We start from the raw sequence: 17892 nt of genomic DNA, 5'->3' as shown, positions 1-17892 counted from the left end.
AATGCCTGAAACGACCCTTAAGGACTATGTGATCAAGCTCTGACCCCTCCAGCCGGATCAGAGCAGGCGGTCGACATCGCCCTCGGAAAATCCGTACTCGCGCATCATCTGCCGGTGCCAGGAGCCGCCGAGCAACTCGTCCAGGCAGGTATCGATGCGCTGGCGCAGGGGCGCATTGCCTTTGGCGAGCGCGAAGGCGCCGGCCGCCGGCCGCTTTTCCTCGGCCGGAACATCGATGACGGCGAGCGGCGCGTCAGGCCGTCCGGCCAGGTAGCCGCGATGCGCCATGGCGACGCTGGCATAGGCATGCACCACGCCGGCAGCGACGGCCTCGGCTGCTTCGGCCTGGGTGCCGAAGATCCTGATCCGCTCGGCCGGAACGCCGTTGCGCAGCGCCGTCTGGTGCTGGATCTGGCCCGATACAACGCCAAGGATGGCCGACGGATCGCGGCCGAGTGCCCGGTAGCCACCCAGTCCAAGCGGGTTGCCCTCGGCGACCAGCAGTCCGTCCGGCAGCATCCAGATCGGCCGGTGAAATCGACCCGCTTCTTGCGCTCGTCCGAGATGAACAGCCCCGTGGTCATGTCCCAACGGTTCGCGGCCAATCCGGGCAGCAATCCCGCGAACTCTGCCTCGATGGCCGAAAACCCGTCCAGCCCCAATGTCTCGCAAACCTTCTCGGCGAGCACGGCGTCGCAGCCGCGCAAGGCGCCCGATGCGTCGGTGAAGCAGAAGGGCGGTTCCTGCAGGAAGGCGAATCTCATTGTCCCGATATCCGTTCGTCGCCTGTCAGAAGGCCACCGCGAGCCGTTCCAGCCCATGGAAATGATAGCTGTCGCGGAAGCGCGGCTCTTCGGCGAGGTGGAGCTTTGGCCGCCGATCGAACAGCGTCTTCAGCGAGACCTGCAGTTCGAGCCTGGCCAGCGGCGCCCCGATGCAGAAATGGATGCCGGCGCCGAAGGAGACGTTCTTCTGGTCGGCGCGGCCTGGATTGAAGGCCTGCGGCGCGGCGAAGGCTAAGGGGTCGCGGTTGGCCATGCCGAGCAGCAGCGCGATCTTGTCGCCGCGCTTGAGCACGATGTCGGGCTGGACCTCGATTTCCTCATAGGCATAGCGCAGGAACATATGCAGCGGCGCGTCGAAGCGCAGGCATTCCTCGACCGTGGCCGCGGTCGCCTCCGGCGAGGCGAAAAAGCGGCTGGGGTCGCCGCCCTGCGCCAGGATCGAGCGCACCGCATTGCCGGTCTGGTGCACGGTCGCTTCGTGGCCGGCATTGAGCAGCAGAATGGCTGAAGACACCAGCTCGTCCTCGGACAGTCTCTGGCCATCTTCTTGCGCCGCGATCAGCAGCGACAGCAGGTCGTCGCCCGGCTGCTTGCGCCGCTCGGTGACGTAGCCGCGCAGGAAATCGGAAAAGTCGCGCGCGGCGCGGTTCGCGGTCTCCTCGGTCTCGCGCGTGCGGCCATGCATGTACATGGCGACGATCTGGTGCGACCAGTCGAGCAGCTGCGGCGCCATCGCCACCGGCACGCCGAGCATTTCGGCGATGATGGTGATCGGCAGCGGCGAGGCGAAGGCGGGCAAGAGGTCGACGCCGTTGGGCTCGAAGCGGTCGATCAGCTCGTTGGCCAGCGCTTCGACGCGCGGCCGCAGCCGTTCGACCCGGCGCGAGACGAATGCGCGGTTGACCAGGGTCCGCAGCCTGGTGTGCACCGGCGGCTCCAATTCCAGCATCGAATTGGCCTCGATGCCGTCGAAGGCGGCGAGATGCGAACGGTCCTGGCCGACGCCACGGCTGTCGGGAATGCCGGCCGGATTCTGGCGGCCGAAGCGGCGGTCGCGCAAGAGCCGGTTGACGTCGTCGAAGCCGCCAAAGCACCAGAAGCCGTAGTCCTCCCAGAAGAAGACGTTCGCGGCGCCATGCAGGAAGGCATAGGCCTCGTACGGGTTCAGGAAGAAGGCCGGCTCGTGCGGGTCGAGCCGCAGGCGACGGCCGGCGGGATCGAAGGCAAGGTAGGCGGGTGGCGGCATCAAATCGGTCATGCTGGATCATTAGCGCGCCTTGCCAGCCCTGTGCCAGACCGTATCTTGGCGCCCGGCAACCCAATGAATTGAGCCAGCAAGATGGCTGCGGAAGGATGGTTTCGATGAATGTGATCGTGGTCGGCGCCGGCATTGCCGGGCTTTCGACGGCGTGGTCGCTGGTCAAAGCCGGGCACAGCGTTTCGATCGTCGAGCAGGGGCCGATCCCCAACCCGCTGGCCGCGTCGGGCGACCATCACCGCATCATCCGTCGCGCCTACCGCGCCGGCACCGGCTATGGCAGGCTGATCACGGAGGCGTATGACGCCTGGGACGAGATGTGGGCCGATCTCGGCGAGAACCATCTCGATGCCAGGGGTTTCCTCTGCATCTCGCGCGAGCCCGGCGACGAGGCCGAGGAATACCGCGAAGGCCTGGAGGAGGGGAACTTTCCCTTCGAGTTGCTCGACCCGGCCGCCGCGGTCGAGCGCTGGCCGTTCCTCGAGCCCGACACGTTCCGCTATGCCTATTTTTCGACGGAGGGTGGCGCCCTGCATTGCCGCAGGATCGCGTCGGGCCTCGCTGCATGGCTGCGCGCCAACGGCGCCAATGTCTACGAACACAGCAAGGTGGTCGAGGTCGATGCCGAGGCCGGTCGGATCACGCTCGCCGGCGGCGAGACGATGCAGGCCGACCGCATCGTGGTCACTGCCGGCGCGTGGGTGCTGAAGCTGTTCCCGGAGCTCGGCGGTGAATTGAAGACCTATCGCACCGCGCTTGCCTATGTCGAACCGCCAGCCGATCTTAGGGTGGCCTGGGAAACGGCGCCCGTCATCCTCGATGTCGGCGGCGTCACCGACGGCTACATGATCCCGCTGACGCGCGGCGCCGGCATGAAATTCGGTTCGGGCCTGCACAAGGTGCCGACCAGCGACGCGGATTGGAACCGGGCGCCGGTGCCGGGCGAGGGTGAGGTGATCCGCAACCTGTTCTCGCCGCCGATCGCCCGCATCGCTGAATACAGGGTGACCGAGGTCGTCACCTGCGCCTACACCTTCACCGCCGACGAGAAGTTCCTGGCGTATGAGAGCGACAAGTGCCTGGTGGTCTCTGCCTGCTCGGGCCACGGCTACAAATTCGGCGCGGCTGTCGGCCGGCGTGTCGCCAAGGCCGTTGGCGACGGCGATATCGCGGGTCTCAAGACGTGGCTGCGGGCGGAGGTGGCCTAATCCCGGCAATGCCGCGCGATATGCACGCGCCGCCATTGCGTTGAGCCTTCCCTGACCAGCACCCGGCGCGCCACCTTCTGGTACGAGGGCGCAATCTCGGTGATGCGCCGCCGTTCCGGCCGCACCAGCACCTCCCGGGCGACACTTTCATATTCCGCCGCGAGCACCACGCGCCTGAGACGCTCGGGCTCGACCACCGCAGTTTCGGCGACCCGCGCATAGCGGGCCTTGCGCCACACCTTGCACAGCACATTGCGGCCGTGGATGATGCGCCATTCCCAGGCATAGCCGCCGTCGTCCACCTTGACCGTGTGGTAGACGGTGCGAGTGATGGCCGGCACCACCTCGTAAGTGACGCGGGCTGGCGCGATCTGCTCGACGCTCGCGCGCGTGCCGTAGATCGGCGCATCGTAGTCGACGAACTGGCCGCCGGGGCTGACCATCACGTCCTCGTAGACGGTATCGTAGAGCGCCGGCCTGCGGATCGGCTCGTAGCATTCGAGCGCGCGGCCGCCGGCGGCCGTTTCCGATATCGTGGCAAGGATGGCGAGGCCCGCCACGGCCAGGGGTGCAGGGCTTTTGCAGATCATGACATTCCCCCATAGAAAAGAACGCCAGTTCAACGCGGAAGTTGTACCGGAAGCTCCGTTCCCCGAAAGCGGTTTTGCAGCTTTTCGTTAAGGGGCGCGGTTAAGAAAGTGCTACCGTTTCAAAGAGCCCCGGGAGACACTGGGTCGAAAGACGCTTCGCCCGCGCCTTTCGTCGGTTGGTAGCGCTTGATTCGGCTTAACCAGATGGCTAGGAGGGGCGGCCTTGCGTTAGGGTGAGCCGGCATCCTATTTACATCCTAACGATCCAGAACCGATTCTGCCCGATTGCTCATACTCCCCGGCGCCGGAATCCCATCTTCAAAAAGGGATAGTCCATGAAGAACCCCGTCGAAACCTACATGAACCTCGTTCCGATGGTGGTCGAACAGACCAATCGCGGCGAGCGGGCCTACGACATTTTCTCGCGCCTGCTGAAAGAGCGCATCATCTTCATCACCGGTCCGGTCGAGGACGGCATGGCGACGCTGGTTTGTGCACAGCTTTTGTTCCTCGAGGCCGAGAACCCGAAGAAGGAAATCAACCTCTACATCAATTCCCCGGGCGGCGTCGTCACGTCGGGAATGGCGATCTACGACACCATGCAGTTCATCAAGCCGGCGGTGTCGACGCTCTGCATCGGTCAGGCCGCCTCGATGGGCTCGTTGCTGCTTTGCGCCGGCCACAAGGACATGCGCTTCGCCACGCCGAACGCCCGCATCATGGTCCACCAGCCGTCCGGCGGCTTCCAGGGTCAGGCCTCGGACATCGAACGTCATGCGCAGGACATCATCAAGCTGAAGCGCCGCCTCAACGAGGTCTATGTCAAGCACACCGGCAAGAGCTATGACGAGATCGAAAAGACGCTCGACCGCGACCATTTCATGACCGCCGACGAGGCCAAGGACTTTGGTCTGATCGACAAGGTCATTTCGTCCCGCGAGGCCGCCGAAGTCGTCGCCGCCTAGGCGCCGATTGGCAGCGGGTGGCGGGAAAACGCGCTTTTGGCGCGGCTTGCGGCATTTCGGCCACAATTGGCTGTTCCCTCGACGGGTGGGATTGCCTACGTTAAGGCTATGTTGATTTTCGACGGCTTAGCTTTGTGTGGGGTTGCTGCGAATCGTTGCCGCGTCTTCTGATTTGTGTTTCGTACGGAATACGCTGTGTGAGCTGGGACACTGGCGGTGGCGCATTCTCGCGATAGATTGATGAGACGCCCTTGGCCAGACCATCGGCGGGCGGGCGGTGAAAGGACAGGAAAATGAGCAAGGTCGGCAACAACGGCGGTGATTCAAAGAACACCCTCTACTGCTCGTTTTGCGGCAAAAGCCAGCACGAGGTGCGCAAGCTGATTGCCGGCCCGACGGTCTTCATCTGCGATGAATGCGTCGAGCTCTGCATGGACATCATCCGCGAGGAGAACAAGACCTCGATGGTGAAGTCGCGCGAGGGCGTGCCGACCCCGCAGGAGATCCTCAAGGTCCTCGACGACTATGTCATCGGCCAGCCCTACGCCAAGCGCGTGCTGTCGGTGGCCGTCCACAACCACTACAAGCGCCTCGCGCACGCCGGCAAGAACAACGACGTCGAGCTGGCCAAGTCGAACATCCTGCTCATCGGCCCGACCGGTTGCGGCAAGACGCTGCTGGCGCAGACGCTGGCCCGCATCATCGACGTGCCCTTCACCATGGCCGACGCCACGACGTTGACCGAGGCCGGTTATGTCGGCGAGGACGTCGAGAACATCATCCTCAAGCTGTTGCAGTCGGCCGACTACAATGTCGAGCGCGCCCAGCGCGGCATCGTCTACATCGACGAGATCGACAAGATTTCGCGCAAGTCCGACAACCCCTCGATCACCCGCGACGTGTCGGGCGAGGGCGTGCAGCAGGCGCTCCTGAAGATCATGGAAGGCACGGTCGCCTCGGTGCCGCCGCAGGGCGGCAGGAAGCACCCGCAGCAGGAGTTCCTGCAGGTCGACACCGCCAACATCCTGTTCATCTGCGGCGGCGCCTTCGCCGGGCTGGACAAGATCATCTCGGATCGCGGCCGCAAGACCTCGATCGGCTTCGGCGCCACGGTCGCTTCGCCCGAGGATCGCCGCACCGGTGACATCTTCCGCCAGGTCGAGCCCGAGGATCTGTTGAAGTTCGGCCTGATCCCCGAATTCGTCGGCCGTCTGCCGGTGCTGGCGACGTTGGAAGACCTCGACGAGCCGGCGCTGATCCAGATCCTGACCGAGCCGAAGAACGCGCTGGTCAAGCAGTACCAGCGGCTGTTCGAGATGGAGAATGTCGATCTGACCTTCCACGAGAACGCGCTGTCGGCGATCGCCAAGCGCGCCATCGAGCGCAAGACCGGCGCGCGCGGCCTGCGTTCGATCATGGAAGCGATCCTGCTCGACACCATGTTCGAACTGCCGGCGCTGGAAGGCGTGCGCGAGGTGGTAATTTCGGAAGAGGTGGTCTCCGGCAACGCCCGGCCGCTCTACATCTATTCCGAGCAGAAGGAAAAGAAGGGCAACGTCAGCGCCTGAGATGGCACCTGGCCCATAGTTTTTGTGGAACGGCGCCCGACGGGCGCCGTTTTGCTGTGAAACGGTGTGCCGCCTGGCCGATGGAGTAGGATGAACGGACCGTGTTTGCCCTTGATCTTTGCCGCTTACACATCCAACTAACAGCAGAAGGCCGAGGTGCCGAATTCTGTGCTGTAAAACTCCCGTCACAAACGGTGGTAGGCGGAACGATCCTCGGTCGTTAATATGAGATTCGCGGTTGGCCGACTGGCGGCCGCGACATGAAAGGTTGGACAATGGCCAAAACATCCAGGGCTCCCGGCGACGGCGTCTTCGCGGTCCTCCCGCTGCGCGACATCGTTGTGTTTCCGCACATGATCGTTCCGCTCTTTGTCGGGCGCGAAAAGTCGATCAAGGCGCTGGAAGAGGTGATGGGTCAGGAAAAGCAGATCCTGCTTGCGACCCAGATGAACGCAGCCGACGACGATCCCGAGCCCGATGCGATCTTCGACATCGGCACGCTCGCCAATGTGCTGCAATTGCTGAAGCTTCCCGACGGCACCGTGAAGGTGCTGGTCGAAGGCGCCTCGCGCGCCAAGATCGTCTCGTTCACCGACCGTCCCGATTTCCACGAGGCCCGTGCTTCGGCGCTGGTCGAGCCGGAGGAGGAAGAGGTCGAGATCGAGGCTCTGGCCCGCTCGGTCGTCACCGACTTCGAGAACTACGTCAAGCTGAACAAGAAGATCTCGCCCGAAGTGGTGGGCGCAGCCAGCCAGATCGACGACTATTCCAAGCTCGCCGACACGGTTGCCTCGCACCTTGCCATCAAAATCCCCGAGAAGCAGGAGATGCTGGCCACGCTTTCCGTCAAGGAACGGCTGGAAAAGGCGATGGGCTTCATGGAAGCCGAAATCTCCGTGCTCCAGGTGGAGAAGCGCATCCGCTCGCGCGTCAAGCGCCAGATGGAGAAGACGCAGCGCGAGTACTACCTCAACGAGCAGATGAAGGCGATCCAGAAGGAGCTCGGCGAAGGCGAGGACGGCCGCGACGAGGCCGCCGAGATCGAGGCGCGCATCAAGAAGACCAAGCTCTCCAAGGAGGCCCGCGAGAAGGCGGAAGCCGAGTTGAAGAAGCTCAGGACGATGTCGCCGATGTCGGCTGAATCGACCGTCGTGCGCAACTATCTGGACTGGATCCTGTCGATCCCGTGGGGCAAGAACTCCAAGGTCAGGCACGACCTGGCCTTCGCCCAGAACGTGCTCGACACCGACCATTTCGGCCTCGACAAGGTCAAGGACCGCATCGTCGAGTATCTCGCTGTGCAGAGCCGCCAGAAGAAGATCAAGGGGCCGATCCTGTGCCTCGTCGGTCCTCCCGGCGTCGGCAAGACTTCGCTCGGCAAGTCGATCGCCAAGGCGACCGGCCGCGAGTTCATCCGCATGGCGCTTGGCGGCGTGCGCGACGAGGCCGAGATCCGCGGCCACCGGCGCACCTATATCGGCTCGATGCCCGGCAAGGTCATCCAGTCGATGAAGAAGGCCAAGAAGTCCAATCCGCTCTTCCTGCTCGACGAGATCGACAAGATGGGCCAGGACTTCCGCGGCGACCCGTCATCGGCCCTGCTCGAGGTGCTCGATCCCGAGCAGAACTCGACGTTCATGGACCATTACCTCGAGGTCGAATACGACCTGTCGAGCGTGATGTTCGTGACGACGGCGAACACGCTGAATATCCCTGCGCCCTTGATGGACCGCATGGAGATCATCCGTATCGCCGGCTACACCGAGGACGAGAAGATCGAGATCGCCAAGCGGCACCTGATGCCGAAGGTGATCCGCGACCACGCGCTGCAGCCGAAGGAGTTCTCCGTCGGCGAGGACGCGATCCGCGGCATCATCCAGACCTACACCCGCGAGGCGGGCGTGCGCAGCCTGGAGCGCGAGCTGATGAAGCTCGGGCGCAAGGCGGTGACCGAGATCCTGAAGACGAAGAAGAAGTCGGTCACCATCACCGCCGACAATCTCGCCGACTATCTCGGTGTGCCGCGCTACCGCTTCGGCCAGGTCGAGGCTGACGATCAGGTCGGTGTCGTCACCGGGCTTGCCTGGACGGAAGTCGGCGGCGAACTGCTGACGGTCGAAGGCGTCATGATGCCCGGCAAGGGCCGCATGACCGTGACCGGCAACCTGCGCGACGTGATGAAGGAATCGATCTCGGCGGCGGCCTCCTATGTCCGCTCGCGCGCTCTCGATTTCGGCATCGAGCCGCCGTTGTTCGACAAGCGTGACATCCACGTCCACGTGCCGGAGGGGGCAACCCCGAAGGACGGCCCGTCGGCCGGCGTGGCAATGGCGACCGCCATCATTTCGGTGCTGACCGGTATTCCGATCAAGGCCGATGTGGCGATGACCGGCGAGATCACGCTGCGCGGCAGGGTGCTGCCGATCGGCGGTCTCAAGGAGAAGCTGCTGGCCGCGCTGCGCGGCGGCATCAAGAAGGTGCTGATCCCGGAAGACAACGCCAAGGACCTGGCGGAGATCCCGGACAACGTGAAGAACGGCATGGAGATCATTCCGGTCTCGCGGGTCGGCGAGGTGCTGCGCCACGCGCTGGTGCGGATGCCGGAGGCGATCGAGTGGGTCGAGCCGGTCAACGCCCCGGCCGCGGCCGACAGCGGCGACGATGCCGGAAAGTCGCTTGCGCATTAGATTTGGCTAAAGTTGCAGCGCACAAAACGAAAGCCGGGCCTCGCGCCCGGCTTTTTAATGTGAAAAACCCCGGAATTCCGGGCTTTTTTCGGATTTTTTCCGCTTTTTCGACTTGGTTGCAGGAACGCTTCTTTCTAAAGTCCGTTTCCTGCCGGATGAGTCGAAAGTTCCGGTTTTCTCATGGAAGGGAATTTTGATGAACAAGAACGAACTGGTGTCCGCTGTCGCCGATGCCGCGAGCATTTCGAAGGGTGACGCGCAGTCAGCCGTCGATGCGGTGTTTTCCGTGATCACTGGCGAACTGAAGAAGGGCGGCGATGTCCGGCTTGTCGGCTTCGGAAATTTCACCGTGTCAAAACGCGCTGCTTCGACCGGCCGCAACCCGCAGACCGGCGCCGAGGTGAAGATTCCGGCGCGCACCGTGCCGAAATTCTCGGCCGGCAAGGGCCTCAAGGACGCGGTCAACTAAGACCTTTTTCTTTAAAGATCAGAAAAGCCGGGCTTGCCCGGCTTTTCTTTTGCCCATCGCCAGCAGGGCAGATCAGCCCGTCGGCGCGTCCGCGCGCAGCAGTCCTTCCTGCTTCAGATCGCTCCAGAGAGCTTCGGGCAGCTTGACGTCGAGCAGCGCGCGGTTGCTTTCGACCTCGCCCGGCCGCTGGCCGCCGGGGATCACCGACACGACAGACGGATGCTGCAGCGGGAACTGCAACGCCGCCTCGATGAGGCGCACGCCGTGGCGTTTGCAAACCGCCTCGATGCGCGCCACGCGATCGAGCACGTCCTTCGGCGCCTCGGAATAGTTGTAGAAGGCTCCCGGCTTCGGCCCCGTGGCCAGGATGCCGGAATTGTAGGGGCCGCCGAGCACGATGCCGATGCCGCGTTTCTGGCAGAGCGGCAGGAAGGACTGCAAAGCCTCCTGCTCCAGCAGCGTGTAGCGTCCTGCCAGCAGGAAAAGGTCGAAATCGCCGCGCTCGGCCAATGTCTGACACACCTGCCATTCATTGATGCCGCCGCCGAAGGCCCTGATCGCGCCCTGGTCGCGCAGCGAAAGCAGGCCGTAATAGCCGGAGGTCATGAACTCCTCGATGCGCCGGTCGGAGGCCTCCTTGCTGCCGTGGGTGAAGATGTCGACGTCGTGGACGAACAGGATGTCGATGCGGTCGACGCCGAGGCGCTCCAGCGAGGCCTCGAAGGAGCGCATGACGCCGTCATAGCTGTAGTCGTAGACCTCCCGGCGCGACGGCGTGTCGAAGAACTTGCCGATGCCGGTGCGCTCAGCCGGCGGACAGGCGCGCATCAGGCGCCCGACCTTGCTCGACAGCACATAGTCGTCGCGCTTCTTGCCGCGCAGGAACGGGTTGAGCCGGGTTTCCGAGAGGCCGAGACCGTAAAGCGGCGCTGTGTCGAAGTAGCGGCAGCCGATGTTCCAAGCCGCTTCCAGCGTGGCATGGGCGTCCTCGTCGGAGACGGCGCGATAGAGGTTGCCGAGCGGCGCCGTGCCGAAGCCGAGTTCGGTGAAGTCGATGCCGCCATTGCCGATGCGGTCGAAATGCCGTGTCTTCATGTCGTGGAGTTTTCCTGGAGCTGATTTGTCTGACATGACACTATCACGCCCGTGGCACAGCAAAAGCGCCGACGGCCGATGGACAGGCATTTTCGCGGTGATAACATGAACAAAAACAAGCCTTTCCCGGGAAGGCGTGACCAGAAGCTTCCACCTTTTCAACCCCTGGGCAGACTGGTGAAGCCATCATGACCAAGGCCGGTACGGATCTGTTCGCGATCGCGCTGGAGGAACTCGGCGGCGTGCTGGCCAAGGTGGACGGGGCCAGCATCGACGCCGCCTGCGAAGTGCTCGTCGGGGCCGGCAGGATCGCCGTCTATGGCTGCGGCCGCGAGGCGCTGCAGGTCAAGGGTTTCGCCATGCGGCTCTACCATCTCGGCCTGCCGGTGTCGGTGGTCGGCGACATGACCACGCCGCCGCTGGGCAAGGGCGACGTCTTCCTGGTAAGCTCCGGGCCGGGCGAGACCACGACGGTGCTGACCCTGATGCAGGTCGCGCGGGATGCGGGCGCAAAGGTGCTGCTCGTCACCGCTGAAAGCGGAAGCAGCGCGGCCAGGCTCGCCGATTTCTCCTTGCTGATCCCGGCGCAGACCATGGCCAGCGACCAGGGCGCGGCAAAGACCTCCGTCTTGCCGATGGGGTCGCTGTTCGAGGGCGCGCTGTTCCTGCTGTTCGAAGTGATGGTGCTGAAGCTCAAGGCCCTGACCGGCGCCTCGCCGGAGGCGATGCGCGCCCGCCACACCAATATGGAGTAGGGGCGATGCGTTACGAATTGATGCTGCCGCACCAGATCCGCAAGGCGATCGCCGAAAACTGGCCGGTCGTGCTGCCGCTCGGCGTGCTCGAATATCATGGCGAGCACATGGCCGTCGGGATGGACACGCTGGCCGTCGTCAAGACACTGGAATTGTTCGAGAAGGAGGCCGACATCGTCATCCTGCCGGCCTTCTACTATGGCGCCGCGAGCTACGCGGTGGCGCCGCCTGAAGGCAGCGGCTCGGTGCAGGTCGGCGGCAATCAGCTGGCGCCGTTCGCCGAGGAGCTGTTCTTCAGCCTGCTGCGCATCGGCTTTCGCAACATCCACGCCATCATCCACCACCAGACCGAGAATTTCACCGCCGGCATGCCGACCGACCTCGCTTTCAAGGCCGCCGGCCGGCAGGCGATCTTCCGCTTCCTGGAAAAGCAGCGCGGCGAGGGCTGGTGGGGTTCCGAGGCGATGGCCGACTACTATGCAGGCCATGCCAAGGGCGAGAACTTCTTCAATTGGGTTCAGGTGCATCCGCTGATGTCGGCCGCCATGAACGGCCAGTACCCGTTCGACCATGCCGGCATCGGCGAAACCTCGCTGATGCTGGCGCTGTGCCCCGAAGCGGTCGACGCCGGCCGCTTCGCCGACAATACAAGCTGGTACACGGCGAGCGCGCCGGAAGCTTCGGCAGAGCTGGGCAGGAAGGGCGTCGCCATGATCCTTGAGCATCTGCGCGCCCTCCTGTCGGCCTGACGCGGCGAGCAGCGCCTGGCCACGCCCGACAGAAACGCGACTTCTCAATCGTTACGCCTATTTTCACCATCCGCCGCCATGATCGCCGCGCTAAGGGGGCCGGAATGGACGAGATCGGCAGCGATGGACGGTTGCGGCACGACGTTCCGATGCACGTCGCCAAGCGCCTGTTCATCGGCCTTGCCGGCCTCTTCTGCATCATCGTCCCGACATGGGAACTCTATCGCGGTGTCTGGCCACCGAACTTTGCCAGCCCCTTTTTCCTGTTCATCATCCTCGGCGCCTATGCGGTCGGCATCCCGCTTGCGCTCGCCGCGCTCTTCAGTCCGGCGGTGCGCTGGATCGTTGGCACGGGCCGCATCGATATCGTGACGCGCAATCCGTTCGTCCTGCGCCGCTATCGTCTCGGCCCTGACGACATTGCCGATTTCCGTCTGCGCACGATCGAATGGGACAGCGGCGGCCCGACCTTCTCGGTGGTCCTGACGACGCTGAAGGGCGAGCGTTTTGAGACGCGCGATTTCGGCACGGCCGCAACCGCCGAGATGTTTCGCGACCGGATAAGCTCCGTCTTCCTGGGGCAGGCGGCGGGCTGAAGCGCTACTTCACCGCGCCCGCCGTCATGCCCATGATCAGGTAGCGTTCCAGAAGGATGCCGATGACGGCAAGCGGCGTGATGGCGGCGGTGGCGAGTGCGGCCATCGACCACCAGTTGATGCCTTGCGACCCGGTCTGGCTCGCCACCATGACGGGAATGGTCTTGGCGTCGGTCGAGGTCAAAAGCGCGGCGAAGAAATACTCGTTCCAGCACAGCACCATCGCCAGGATGAAGGCGGCGACCATGCCGGGCAGCGCGATAGGCATGACGATGCGGAAGAAAGCTCCCCAGATCGACAGCCCGTCGACGAGCGCTGCTTCCTCGAGCTCGACCGGGATCGAGTTGAACTGGTCGCGCATGATCCAGATGACGATCGGCAGCACCATCAGCGTGTAGAGCAGGATCAGCCCGACGCGCGTGTCGAGCAGGCCGACCTCGCGGTAGAGCACCAGGAAGGGCAGCGCCAGCACCACCGGCGGTAGGATCAGCTGCGACAGGAAGAAGAAGGAGATGTCCTCGTTCTTGAACCAGGCGAAGTGGTAGCGGTAGCGGGTCAGGCCGTAGGCGGCGAGGCTGCCGATGATGATGGCGAGGCCGGATGCGCCGACCGAGGCGATGACCGAATTCATGAAGCGCTTGAAGAACTCGTCGCGCACGGTCGAGGTCTGCGTGATCGAGTCCGGCGACAGGCCGAGCGAGCGCCAGCCCTTCCAGTCAGGCTGGAAGTCGACGAACGGGATCAGATGGCCCTGGGTGACGTCGACCGCCGATTTGAATGACGTCGTGATCGTCCAGTAGATCGGGAAAAGGCAGATGAAGGACCAGAACACCAGCGCGCCATAGATGAAGACGCGGCTGGTCAGGAAGCTCGCCGGCGAGCTGATTTCGGAGACGGAATAGTCGGTGGTCTGGACGCTCATGTTGCCGGCCGCTCAGTTGACGTTGCGCACGAAGCGGCTGGCGAATTTCAGCAGCCAGGTCACGAACACGATGATGATGACGAGATAGGCCATGGCCAGCATCGTGCCGTAGCCGACATTCGAGCGGTCGCGGTACTCGCGGTAGATGAAGCTCGACACCGAATCCGTGGCGCCGCCGGGGCCGCCCGACGTCACGGTGATGATGATGTCGGCCAGCTTCAGCTTGAAGATGATGCGCAGGATCACCGCCGTCACCGACACCGGCAGCATCAGCGGGAAGGTGACCTGCCAGAACGTCTGCCAGGTGGTGGCGCCGTCGACGCGGGCCGCCTCCAGCACCTCGCGCGACATCGCCTGCAGGCCGGCAAGCAGCATGATCATCATGAACGGGATGAAGGTCCAGGCGTCCAGCACCATGATCGAGATGCGCGCGGTGATCGGATTGGAGAAGAAGGCTGGATTGTCCCAGCCGAGATGTCGCGCCAGCGTCGCGGCCGGACCAAACCGATACTCCATCAGCGACTTGCCGATCATCCATGACACCGCGACCGGCGACAGCATCAAGGGCATCAGGAAGACGACCCGGAAGAATTTGCGCGCGCGGATCTGCGCGTTGAGGAGCAGCGCCAGGCCGAAGGCGATGATGTATTCGACGAACACCGCGAGGACATAGAGCACCATGTTGAACAGCGCGTTGCGGTAGTAGGGGTCGGCCAGCATCTGCCAGAAATTGTCGAGCCCGTTAAATTTGCGCCCTGAGAAGGAGCTGAGGTTCCAGTCCGTCAGCGCGATGTAGAAGCCGAACAACGTCGGGAACACCACCATGGCGATGGTGAACAATAGCGCGGGAAGCAGGAACAGCGCGCGCTGACCGTCCTCGCCGCGCGTCAGCACCTGACCGACGCCCAGCGCCACGCCCCACAGCACATAGGCATAGACGATCGGCCGCCAGGTATCGAAGCCGAGCGTGGTGACTTCCGTCTTGTAGAGGATCTGCAGCGCGATGACGGCGAGCAGGCCGAGCGTCGCCGCGGCCATCAGGGCGAAACCGAGCCGCTTGCGGCCGGGTGGGATCAGATCGGCTGGAAGGCCGTTTGCCGGCCATGCATTGGTGGGCAAGGTCTGGTCAGCCACGCGTCCCGTCCGTCGATACAAAAGCTAGCGACCGGCTGGCCGGTCAAAACGAGGTCCGGCGGCTACGCGTCGCCGGACCCCGGTTCATCATACGATCAGGCTACACGCCGAGCGAGGCTTTGTAGAGCTTGATCTGGTTTTCGCGGCCGATCTGGTCGGTGAGCTTCTCCCAGGCGGCGGCGATGGCATCGGCGCCTTCCTGCGCCTTCATCTTGCCGGCGAAGGTGTTGGCCAGGATGTCCTCGGCGGCGCTGTAGTACTGGAAGATGCCGGGGATGCGTGGCTCGATCGCCGCGTTCGGATGGTTGTAGCTGTCACCCTCGGACTTGAGGTAGGAGCTGATGAACGCCTCGTCGTAGCCGGCCGCCACCCATTCCGGAATGTTGAAATGGCTGTTGCGGTAGGGCTGGAAGCCCGACGGATAGGCCGCGCACCAGAGCGACAGGTCCTTGCCGCCGAGATGGGCCGCCGCCGACCAGGCCGCCTTCTGTTTCTTCTCGTCGCTGTCGACGCGGGCCATGACATAGACGCCCCAGCCGAGATAGGCGCAGTTCGGCGAGTAGTTCGGCCCGCTGGCAAGCTTGTCCCACTGGCCGGTCTTCGAATTGTAGACGTCGTCCGAGCCGGGCAGGATCGAGAAGCCGGTGACGTCGCCGATGACCGACGAGTCGTTCGTCTTGACGTTGGAGCCGATGTCGCCCCACCACGGGATCATCGAGCCGGTGCCGGCCAGGAACTGCTGGAAGCCGGTGGTGTTCGGATCGGCGTTGATCTGGTCTGGCGGCTCCGAGGGCAGGGCGTCGATGACGTCCTGGATCGCCCGCACCCACGCCGGATTGTTGATGCGCGGCTTCATCGTGTCGGCATCGAACAGCCAGGCCTTGTCGTCGGGGTGCTTGGCATAGGCGCTGGCGCGGCTGCCGAGGAAGTAGAAGCCGAAGCCGCCCCAGGGCTTGGGCGCGTCGAGATAGCCATAGACGTCCTGGCCCTTGAACTGCTTGCCCTTGAGGAACTTGGTGACGGCCTGCACTTCCTGCCAGGTCTTCGGCACTCCCCATTCGGTCGTCGCGCCGCTTTCCTTCCACGCCTTGGCGAGGTCGGCATCGGCGAACACGTCGGTGCGGTAGTTGAAGTTGTGCGCGTCGCCGTCGATGGTGACGCGGTACTGCTTGCCGTTCCAGGTGCCGACCGGCGGCTTCAGGTAGTTGACCAGGTCGTCGAAATCGATCTGCTTCTTGACCCAGTCGGGCATTTCGGAGGTCAGGCCCTTGCCGCAGACATCGCCTTCGAAGGGCGCGCCCATCTCGATGATGTCGAAGTCGACGGTGCCGGTGGCGATCGATTGCTGCAGGCGGGCGTTGTAGTCGGCCTGCGCCAGGTCGATCCAGCTGATCTTGGCGCCCGTATAGGCCTCCCACGGCTTCAGGAAGCCGCGGAACAGAACATTGTGCAGGTTCTGGTTGTTGAGGCCCATGAAGGTGAGTTCGACGCCGGCGAACTCGCCTTCCTTGACGTTGGCCTTGGTCGCTTCGAGGCAGAGCTCGCCGACCTTCTGGAAATCGGCATCGGTCGGCTGACCCTTGCCGACGCCGGGGATCTGCAGGATCTTCGCGCGCAGATCGTCGGCCGCGGCGGCCGGCCGGGTCAGCGCGCCGAGGCCGGCGCCTGAAGCCGCGGCGATCGCGGCCATGCTGGCCGCGCCCTTGAGAATGTCACGCCGGGTGGCACCCGCGCGGACCAGTTTTTCGTAAAGACCGACTCTCATCTACATTCCTCCCAGAACAAAAGCCGTGAATTTGACGTGCCAACCTATCGGACGCCGAAACGTCTGCGTTTCTCCTATACCATATGGGGACGTGGGACCCCACCCTGCGTCGCGTGGAGATCCGATTTCCGGCAAAGCACCGATCATCGGATTTTGCGCTCGCCACTATTCGCGTAATCGATTACCTTGTCAACAGGAATGGCTTTTTATCTATAATATACTGACTTGCCCTTGCCGTTGGCAATGGCTAGCTTCACCGAAAACGATAGGGGAGATGATGGCTCAAGTCGCGATCACCAATGTGGCCAAGGCGTTCGGACCCGTCAAGGTCCTGCACGATGTCAGCGTCGATATCGCCGACGGCCAGTTCGTCGTGCTGGTCGGTCCTTCCGGCTGTGGCAAGTCCACGCTCTTGCGGATGGTGGCCGGGCTGGAAACGGTCTCCGGCGGCACGATCGCGATCGGCGAGCGCGTCGTCAACAATCTGCCGCCGGCGAAGCGCGACATCGCCATGGTGTTCCAGAACTACGCGCTCTACCCGCACAAGACGGTGGAGCAGAACATGGCCTTCGCGCTGAAGCTGCGCAAGACCGATCCGGCGATCGTCGCCGAGCGGGTCAAGCGCGCCGCCGACATCCTCGACCTCGCGCCCTATCTCAAGCGCTATCCGCGCCAGCTCTCGGGCGGCCAGCGCCAGCGCGTCGCCATGGGCCGCGCCATCGTGCGCAACCCGCAGGTCTTCCTGTTCGACGAGCCGCTATCCAATCTCGACGCCAAGCTGCGCGTCCAGATGCGCACCGAGATCAAGGAACTGCATCAGCGGCTGAAGACAACGACCATCTACGTCACGCACGACCAGATCGAGGCCATGACCATGGCCGACAAGATCGTGGTGATGCGCGACGGCCGAATCGAACAGGTCGGCGCGCCGCTGGAGCTGTTCGACCGTCCGGCCAACCTCTTCGTCGCCGGCTTCATCGGCTCGCCGGCGATGAACCTTCTGAAGGGCGTCGTGCGCAAGGGCGACAAGCCGGTCGTCGACATATCCGGCACGGCGTTTCCGCTTGCCCCCGGCAGCACCGCCAGGGATGGGCAGAACGTCGTCTACGGCGTACGGCCCGAGCATCTCGAAATCCATCCCGACGGCGTCGCCGCCAGGATTTCCGTGGTCGAGCCCACCGGTTCCGAGACCCTGGTCTTCGTGCGCTTCGGCGAAAGCGAGATGGTGGCGCTGTTCCGCGAGCGCCACGACTTCAAGCCGGGCGACACGCTGCATCTTCGGCCACGTCTCGACCAGCTTCACCTTTTCGACGCAGAGACCGGCAACCGGCTCTGATCTCCAACAG

The 17892-nt window shown here is 63.8% G+C and carries 15 protein-coding genes and 1 pseudogene; 9 read left to right on the top strand and 7 right to left on the bottom strand.

Annotated features, from left to right (window positions below; translation table 11 throughout):
- Positions 1-57 precede the first annotated feature (57 nt).
- Together EN786_RS12830 and EN786_RS12825 are read right to left on the bottom strand one after the other, a co-directional pair.
- Positions 58-764 (bottom strand): annotated as a pseudogene (locus EN786_RS12830) (transporter substrate-binding domain-containing protein).
- A gap of 25 nt (positions 765-789) precedes the next feature.
- On the bottom strand, positions 790-2043 hold the full coding sequence (locus tag EN786_RS12825) for a cytochrome P450 (protein WP_135908535.1): 1254 nt from the start codon (positions 2041-2043) through the stop codon (positions 790-792).
- A 104-nt stretch (positions 2044-2147) separates the two neighbouring features.
- On the opposite strand from EN786_RS12825, the gene EN786_RS12820 reads away from it, so the two are divergent.
- On the top strand, positions 2148-3251 hold the full coding sequence (locus EN786_RS12820) for an FAD-dependent oxidoreductase (RefSeq protein WP_135908533.1): 1104 nt from the start codon (positions 2148-2150) through the stop codon (positions 3249-3251).
- On the opposite strand, the gene EN786_RS12815 is transcribed toward EN786_RS12820, so the two are convergent.
- Entirely contained in the window at positions 3248-3841 is a 594-nt protein-coding gene (locus tag EN786_RS12815; protein ID WP_127282120.1) for a hypothetical protein, read from the bottom strand. The genes EN786_RS12820 and EN786_RS12815 overlap by 4 nt on opposite strands.
- A 335-nt stretch (positions 3842-4176) precedes the next feature.
- On the opposite strand from EN786_RS12815, the gene EN786_RS12810 reads away from it, so the two are divergent.
- The 4 genes from EN786_RS12810 (at position 4177) to EN786_RS12795 (ending at position 9530) form a co-directional block, all read left to right on the top strand.
- Positions 4177-4806 carry an ATP-dependent Clp protease proteolytic subunit gene (locus EN786_RS12810; RefSeq protein WP_127282119.1) on the top strand — a complete coding sequence of 210 codons (630 nt, stop codon included), beginning with the start codon at positions 4177-4179 and terminating at the stop codon, positions 4804-4806.
- A gap of 293 nt (positions 4807-5099) precedes the next feature.
- Positions 5100-6374 (top strand): ATP-dependent Clp protease ATP-binding subunit ClpX, encoded by a 1275-nt coding sequence (clpX, locus tag EN786_RS12805; RefSeq protein ID WP_127282118.1) that lies wholly within the window; start codon positions 5100-5102, stop codon positions 6372-6374.
- Between the two features lie 275 nt (positions 6375-6649).
- Complete coding sequence (gene lon / locus EN786_RS12800) at positions 6650-9061, top strand: endopeptidase La (RefSeq protein ID WP_127282117.1); 2412 nt, start codon at positions 6650-6652, stop codon at positions 9059-9061.
- A gap of 196 nt (positions 9062-9257) precedes the next feature.
- Positions 9258-9530 carry an HU family DNA-binding protein gene (locus EN786_RS12795; protein WP_006201846.1) on the top strand — a complete coding sequence of 91 codons (273 nt, stop codon included), beginning with the start codon at positions 9258-9260 and terminating at the stop codon, positions 9528-9530.
- 72 nt (positions 9531-9602) lie between these two features.
- Here EN786_RS12795 and EN786_RS12790 read toward each other — a convergent pair whose 3' ends face one another.
- Positions 9603-10625 carry an aldo/keto reductase gene (locus EN786_RS12790; RefSeq protein WP_127282116.1) on the bottom strand — a complete coding sequence of 341 codons (1023 nt, stop codon included), beginning with the start codon at positions 10623-10625 and terminating at the stop codon, positions 9603-9605.
- Positions 10626-10813: 188 nt separating this feature from the next.
- Between EN786_RS12790 and hxlB the strand changes: the two genes are divergently transcribed.
- From hxlB to EN786_RS12775, 3 genes are all read left to right on the top strand, one after another.
- Positions 10814-11380, top strand: coding sequence for a 6-phospho-3-hexuloisomerase (gene hxlB / locus EN786_RS12785; RefSeq protein WP_127311285.1), 567 nt, complete (start codon positions 10814-10816; stop codon positions 11378-11380).
- 5 nt (positions 11381-11385) lie between these two features.
- Positions 11386-12129 carry a creatininase family protein gene (locus EN786_RS12780; RefSeq protein ID WP_127311284.1) on the top strand — a complete coding sequence of 248 codons (744 nt, stop codon included), beginning with the start codon at positions 11386-11388 and terminating at the stop codon, positions 12127-12129.
- Between the two features lie 104 nt (positions 12130-12233).
- On the top strand, positions 12234-12725 hold the full coding sequence (locus EN786_RS12775) for a hypothetical protein (RefSeq protein WP_127311283.1): 492 nt from the start codon (positions 12234-12236) through the stop codon (positions 12723-12725).
- Positions 12726-12729: 4 nt separating this feature from the next.
- Here EN786_RS12775 and EN786_RS12770 read toward each other — a convergent pair whose 3' ends face one another.
- The 3 genes from EN786_RS12770 to EN786_RS12760 form a co-directional block, all read right to left on the bottom strand.
- Entirely contained in the window at positions 12730-13647 is a 918-nt protein-coding gene (locus EN786_RS12770) for a carbohydrate ABC transporter permease (RefSeq protein ID WP_126054889.1), read from the bottom strand.
- 12 nt (positions 13648-13659) lie between these two features.
- Positions 13660-14781 (bottom strand): sugar ABC transporter permease, encoded by a 1122-nt coding sequence (locus tag EN786_RS12765; protein WP_127311282.1) that lies wholly within the window; start codon positions 14779-14781, stop codon positions 13660-13662.
- A 100-nt stretch (positions 14782-14881) separates the two neighbouring features.
- Positions 14882-16546 (bottom strand): sugar ABC transporter substrate-binding protein, encoded by a 1665-nt coding sequence (locus EN786_RS12760; RefSeq protein ID WP_127282112.1) that lies wholly within the window; start codon positions 16544-16546, stop codon positions 14882-14884.
- A 277-nt stretch (positions 16547-16823) separates the two neighbouring features.
- Here EN786_RS12760 and ugpC point away from each other — a divergent pair, with 277 nt between their 5' ends.
- A complete protein-coding gene (gene ugpC / locus EN786_RS12755) occupies positions 16824-17882 on the top strand; it encodes a sn-glycerol-3-phosphate ABC transporter ATP-binding protein UgpC (protein ID WP_127394092.1) in 1059 nt (352 codons plus the stop codon).
- The last annotated feature ends 10 nt before the right edge of the window (positions 17883-17892 follow it).

It is taken from the genome of Mesorhizobium sp. M4B.F.Ca.ET.143.01.1.1 (assembly GCF_004792275.1).
Lineage (GTDB): Bacteria > Pseudomonadota > Alphaproteobacteria > Rhizobiales > Rhizobiaceae > Mesorhizobium > Mesorhizobium abyssinicae.
The sequence above is the reverse complement of the archived record's forward strand: the minus strand, read 5'-3'. Positions and strand labels throughout refer to the sequence as shown.

Excerpts from the sequence above, each read along its gene's own strand:
- EN786_RS12825 (WP_135908535.1), bottom strand. The coding sequence starts at position 2,043 with ATGACCGATTTGATGCCGCCACCCGCCTACCTTGCCTTCGATCCCGCC.
- EN786_RS12820 (WP_135908533.1), top strand. The coding sequence starts at position 2,148 with ATGAATGTGATCGTGGTCGGCGCCGGCATTGCCGGGCTTTCGACGGCG.
- EN786_RS12815 (WP_127282120.1), bottom strand. The coding sequence starts at position 3,841 with ATGATCTGCAAAAGCCCTGCACCCCTGGCCGTGGCGGGCCTCGCCATC.
- EN786_RS12810 (WP_127282119.1), top strand. The coding sequence starts at position 4,177 with ATGAAGAACCCCGTCGAAACCTACATGAACCTCGTTCCGATGGTGGTC.
- clpX (WP_127282118.1), top strand. The coding sequence starts at position 5,100 with ATGAGCAAGGTCGGCAACAACGGCGGTGATTCAAAGAACACCCTCTAC.
- lon (WP_127282117.1), top strand. The coding sequence starts at position 6,650 with ATGGCCAAAACATCCAGGGCTCCCGGCGACGGCGTCTTCGCGGTCCTC.
- EN786_RS12795 (WP_006201846.1), top strand. The coding sequence starts at position 9,258 with ATGAACAAGAACGAACTGGTGTCCGCTGTCGCCGATGCCGCGAGCATT.
- EN786_RS12790 (WP_127282116.1), bottom strand. The coding sequence starts at position 10,625 with ATGAAGACACGGCATTTCGACCGCATCGGCAATGGCGGCATCGACTTC.
- hxlB (WP_127311285.1), top strand. The coding sequence starts at position 10,814 with ATGACCAAGGCCGGTACGGATCTGTTCGCGATCGCGCTGGAGGAACTC.
- EN786_RS12780 (WP_127311284.1), top strand. The coding sequence starts at position 11,386 with ATGCGTTACGAATTGATGCTGCCGCACCAGATCCGCAAGGCGATCGCC.
- EN786_RS12775 (WP_127311283.1), top strand. The coding sequence starts at position 12,234 with ATGGACGAGATCGGCAGCGATGGACGGTTGCGGCACGACGTTCCGATG.
- EN786_RS12770 (WP_126054889.1), bottom strand. The coding sequence starts at position 13,647 with ATGAGCGTCCAGACCACCGACTATTCCGTCTCCGAAATCAGCTCGCCG.
- EN786_RS12760 (WP_127282112.1), bottom strand. The coding sequence starts at position 16,546 with ATGAGAGTCGGTCTTTACGAAAAACTGGTCCGCGCGGGTGCCACCCGG.
- ugpC (WP_127394092.1), top strand. The coding sequence starts at position 16,824 with ATGGCTCAAGTCGCGATCACCAATGTGGCCAAGGCGTTCGGACCCGTC.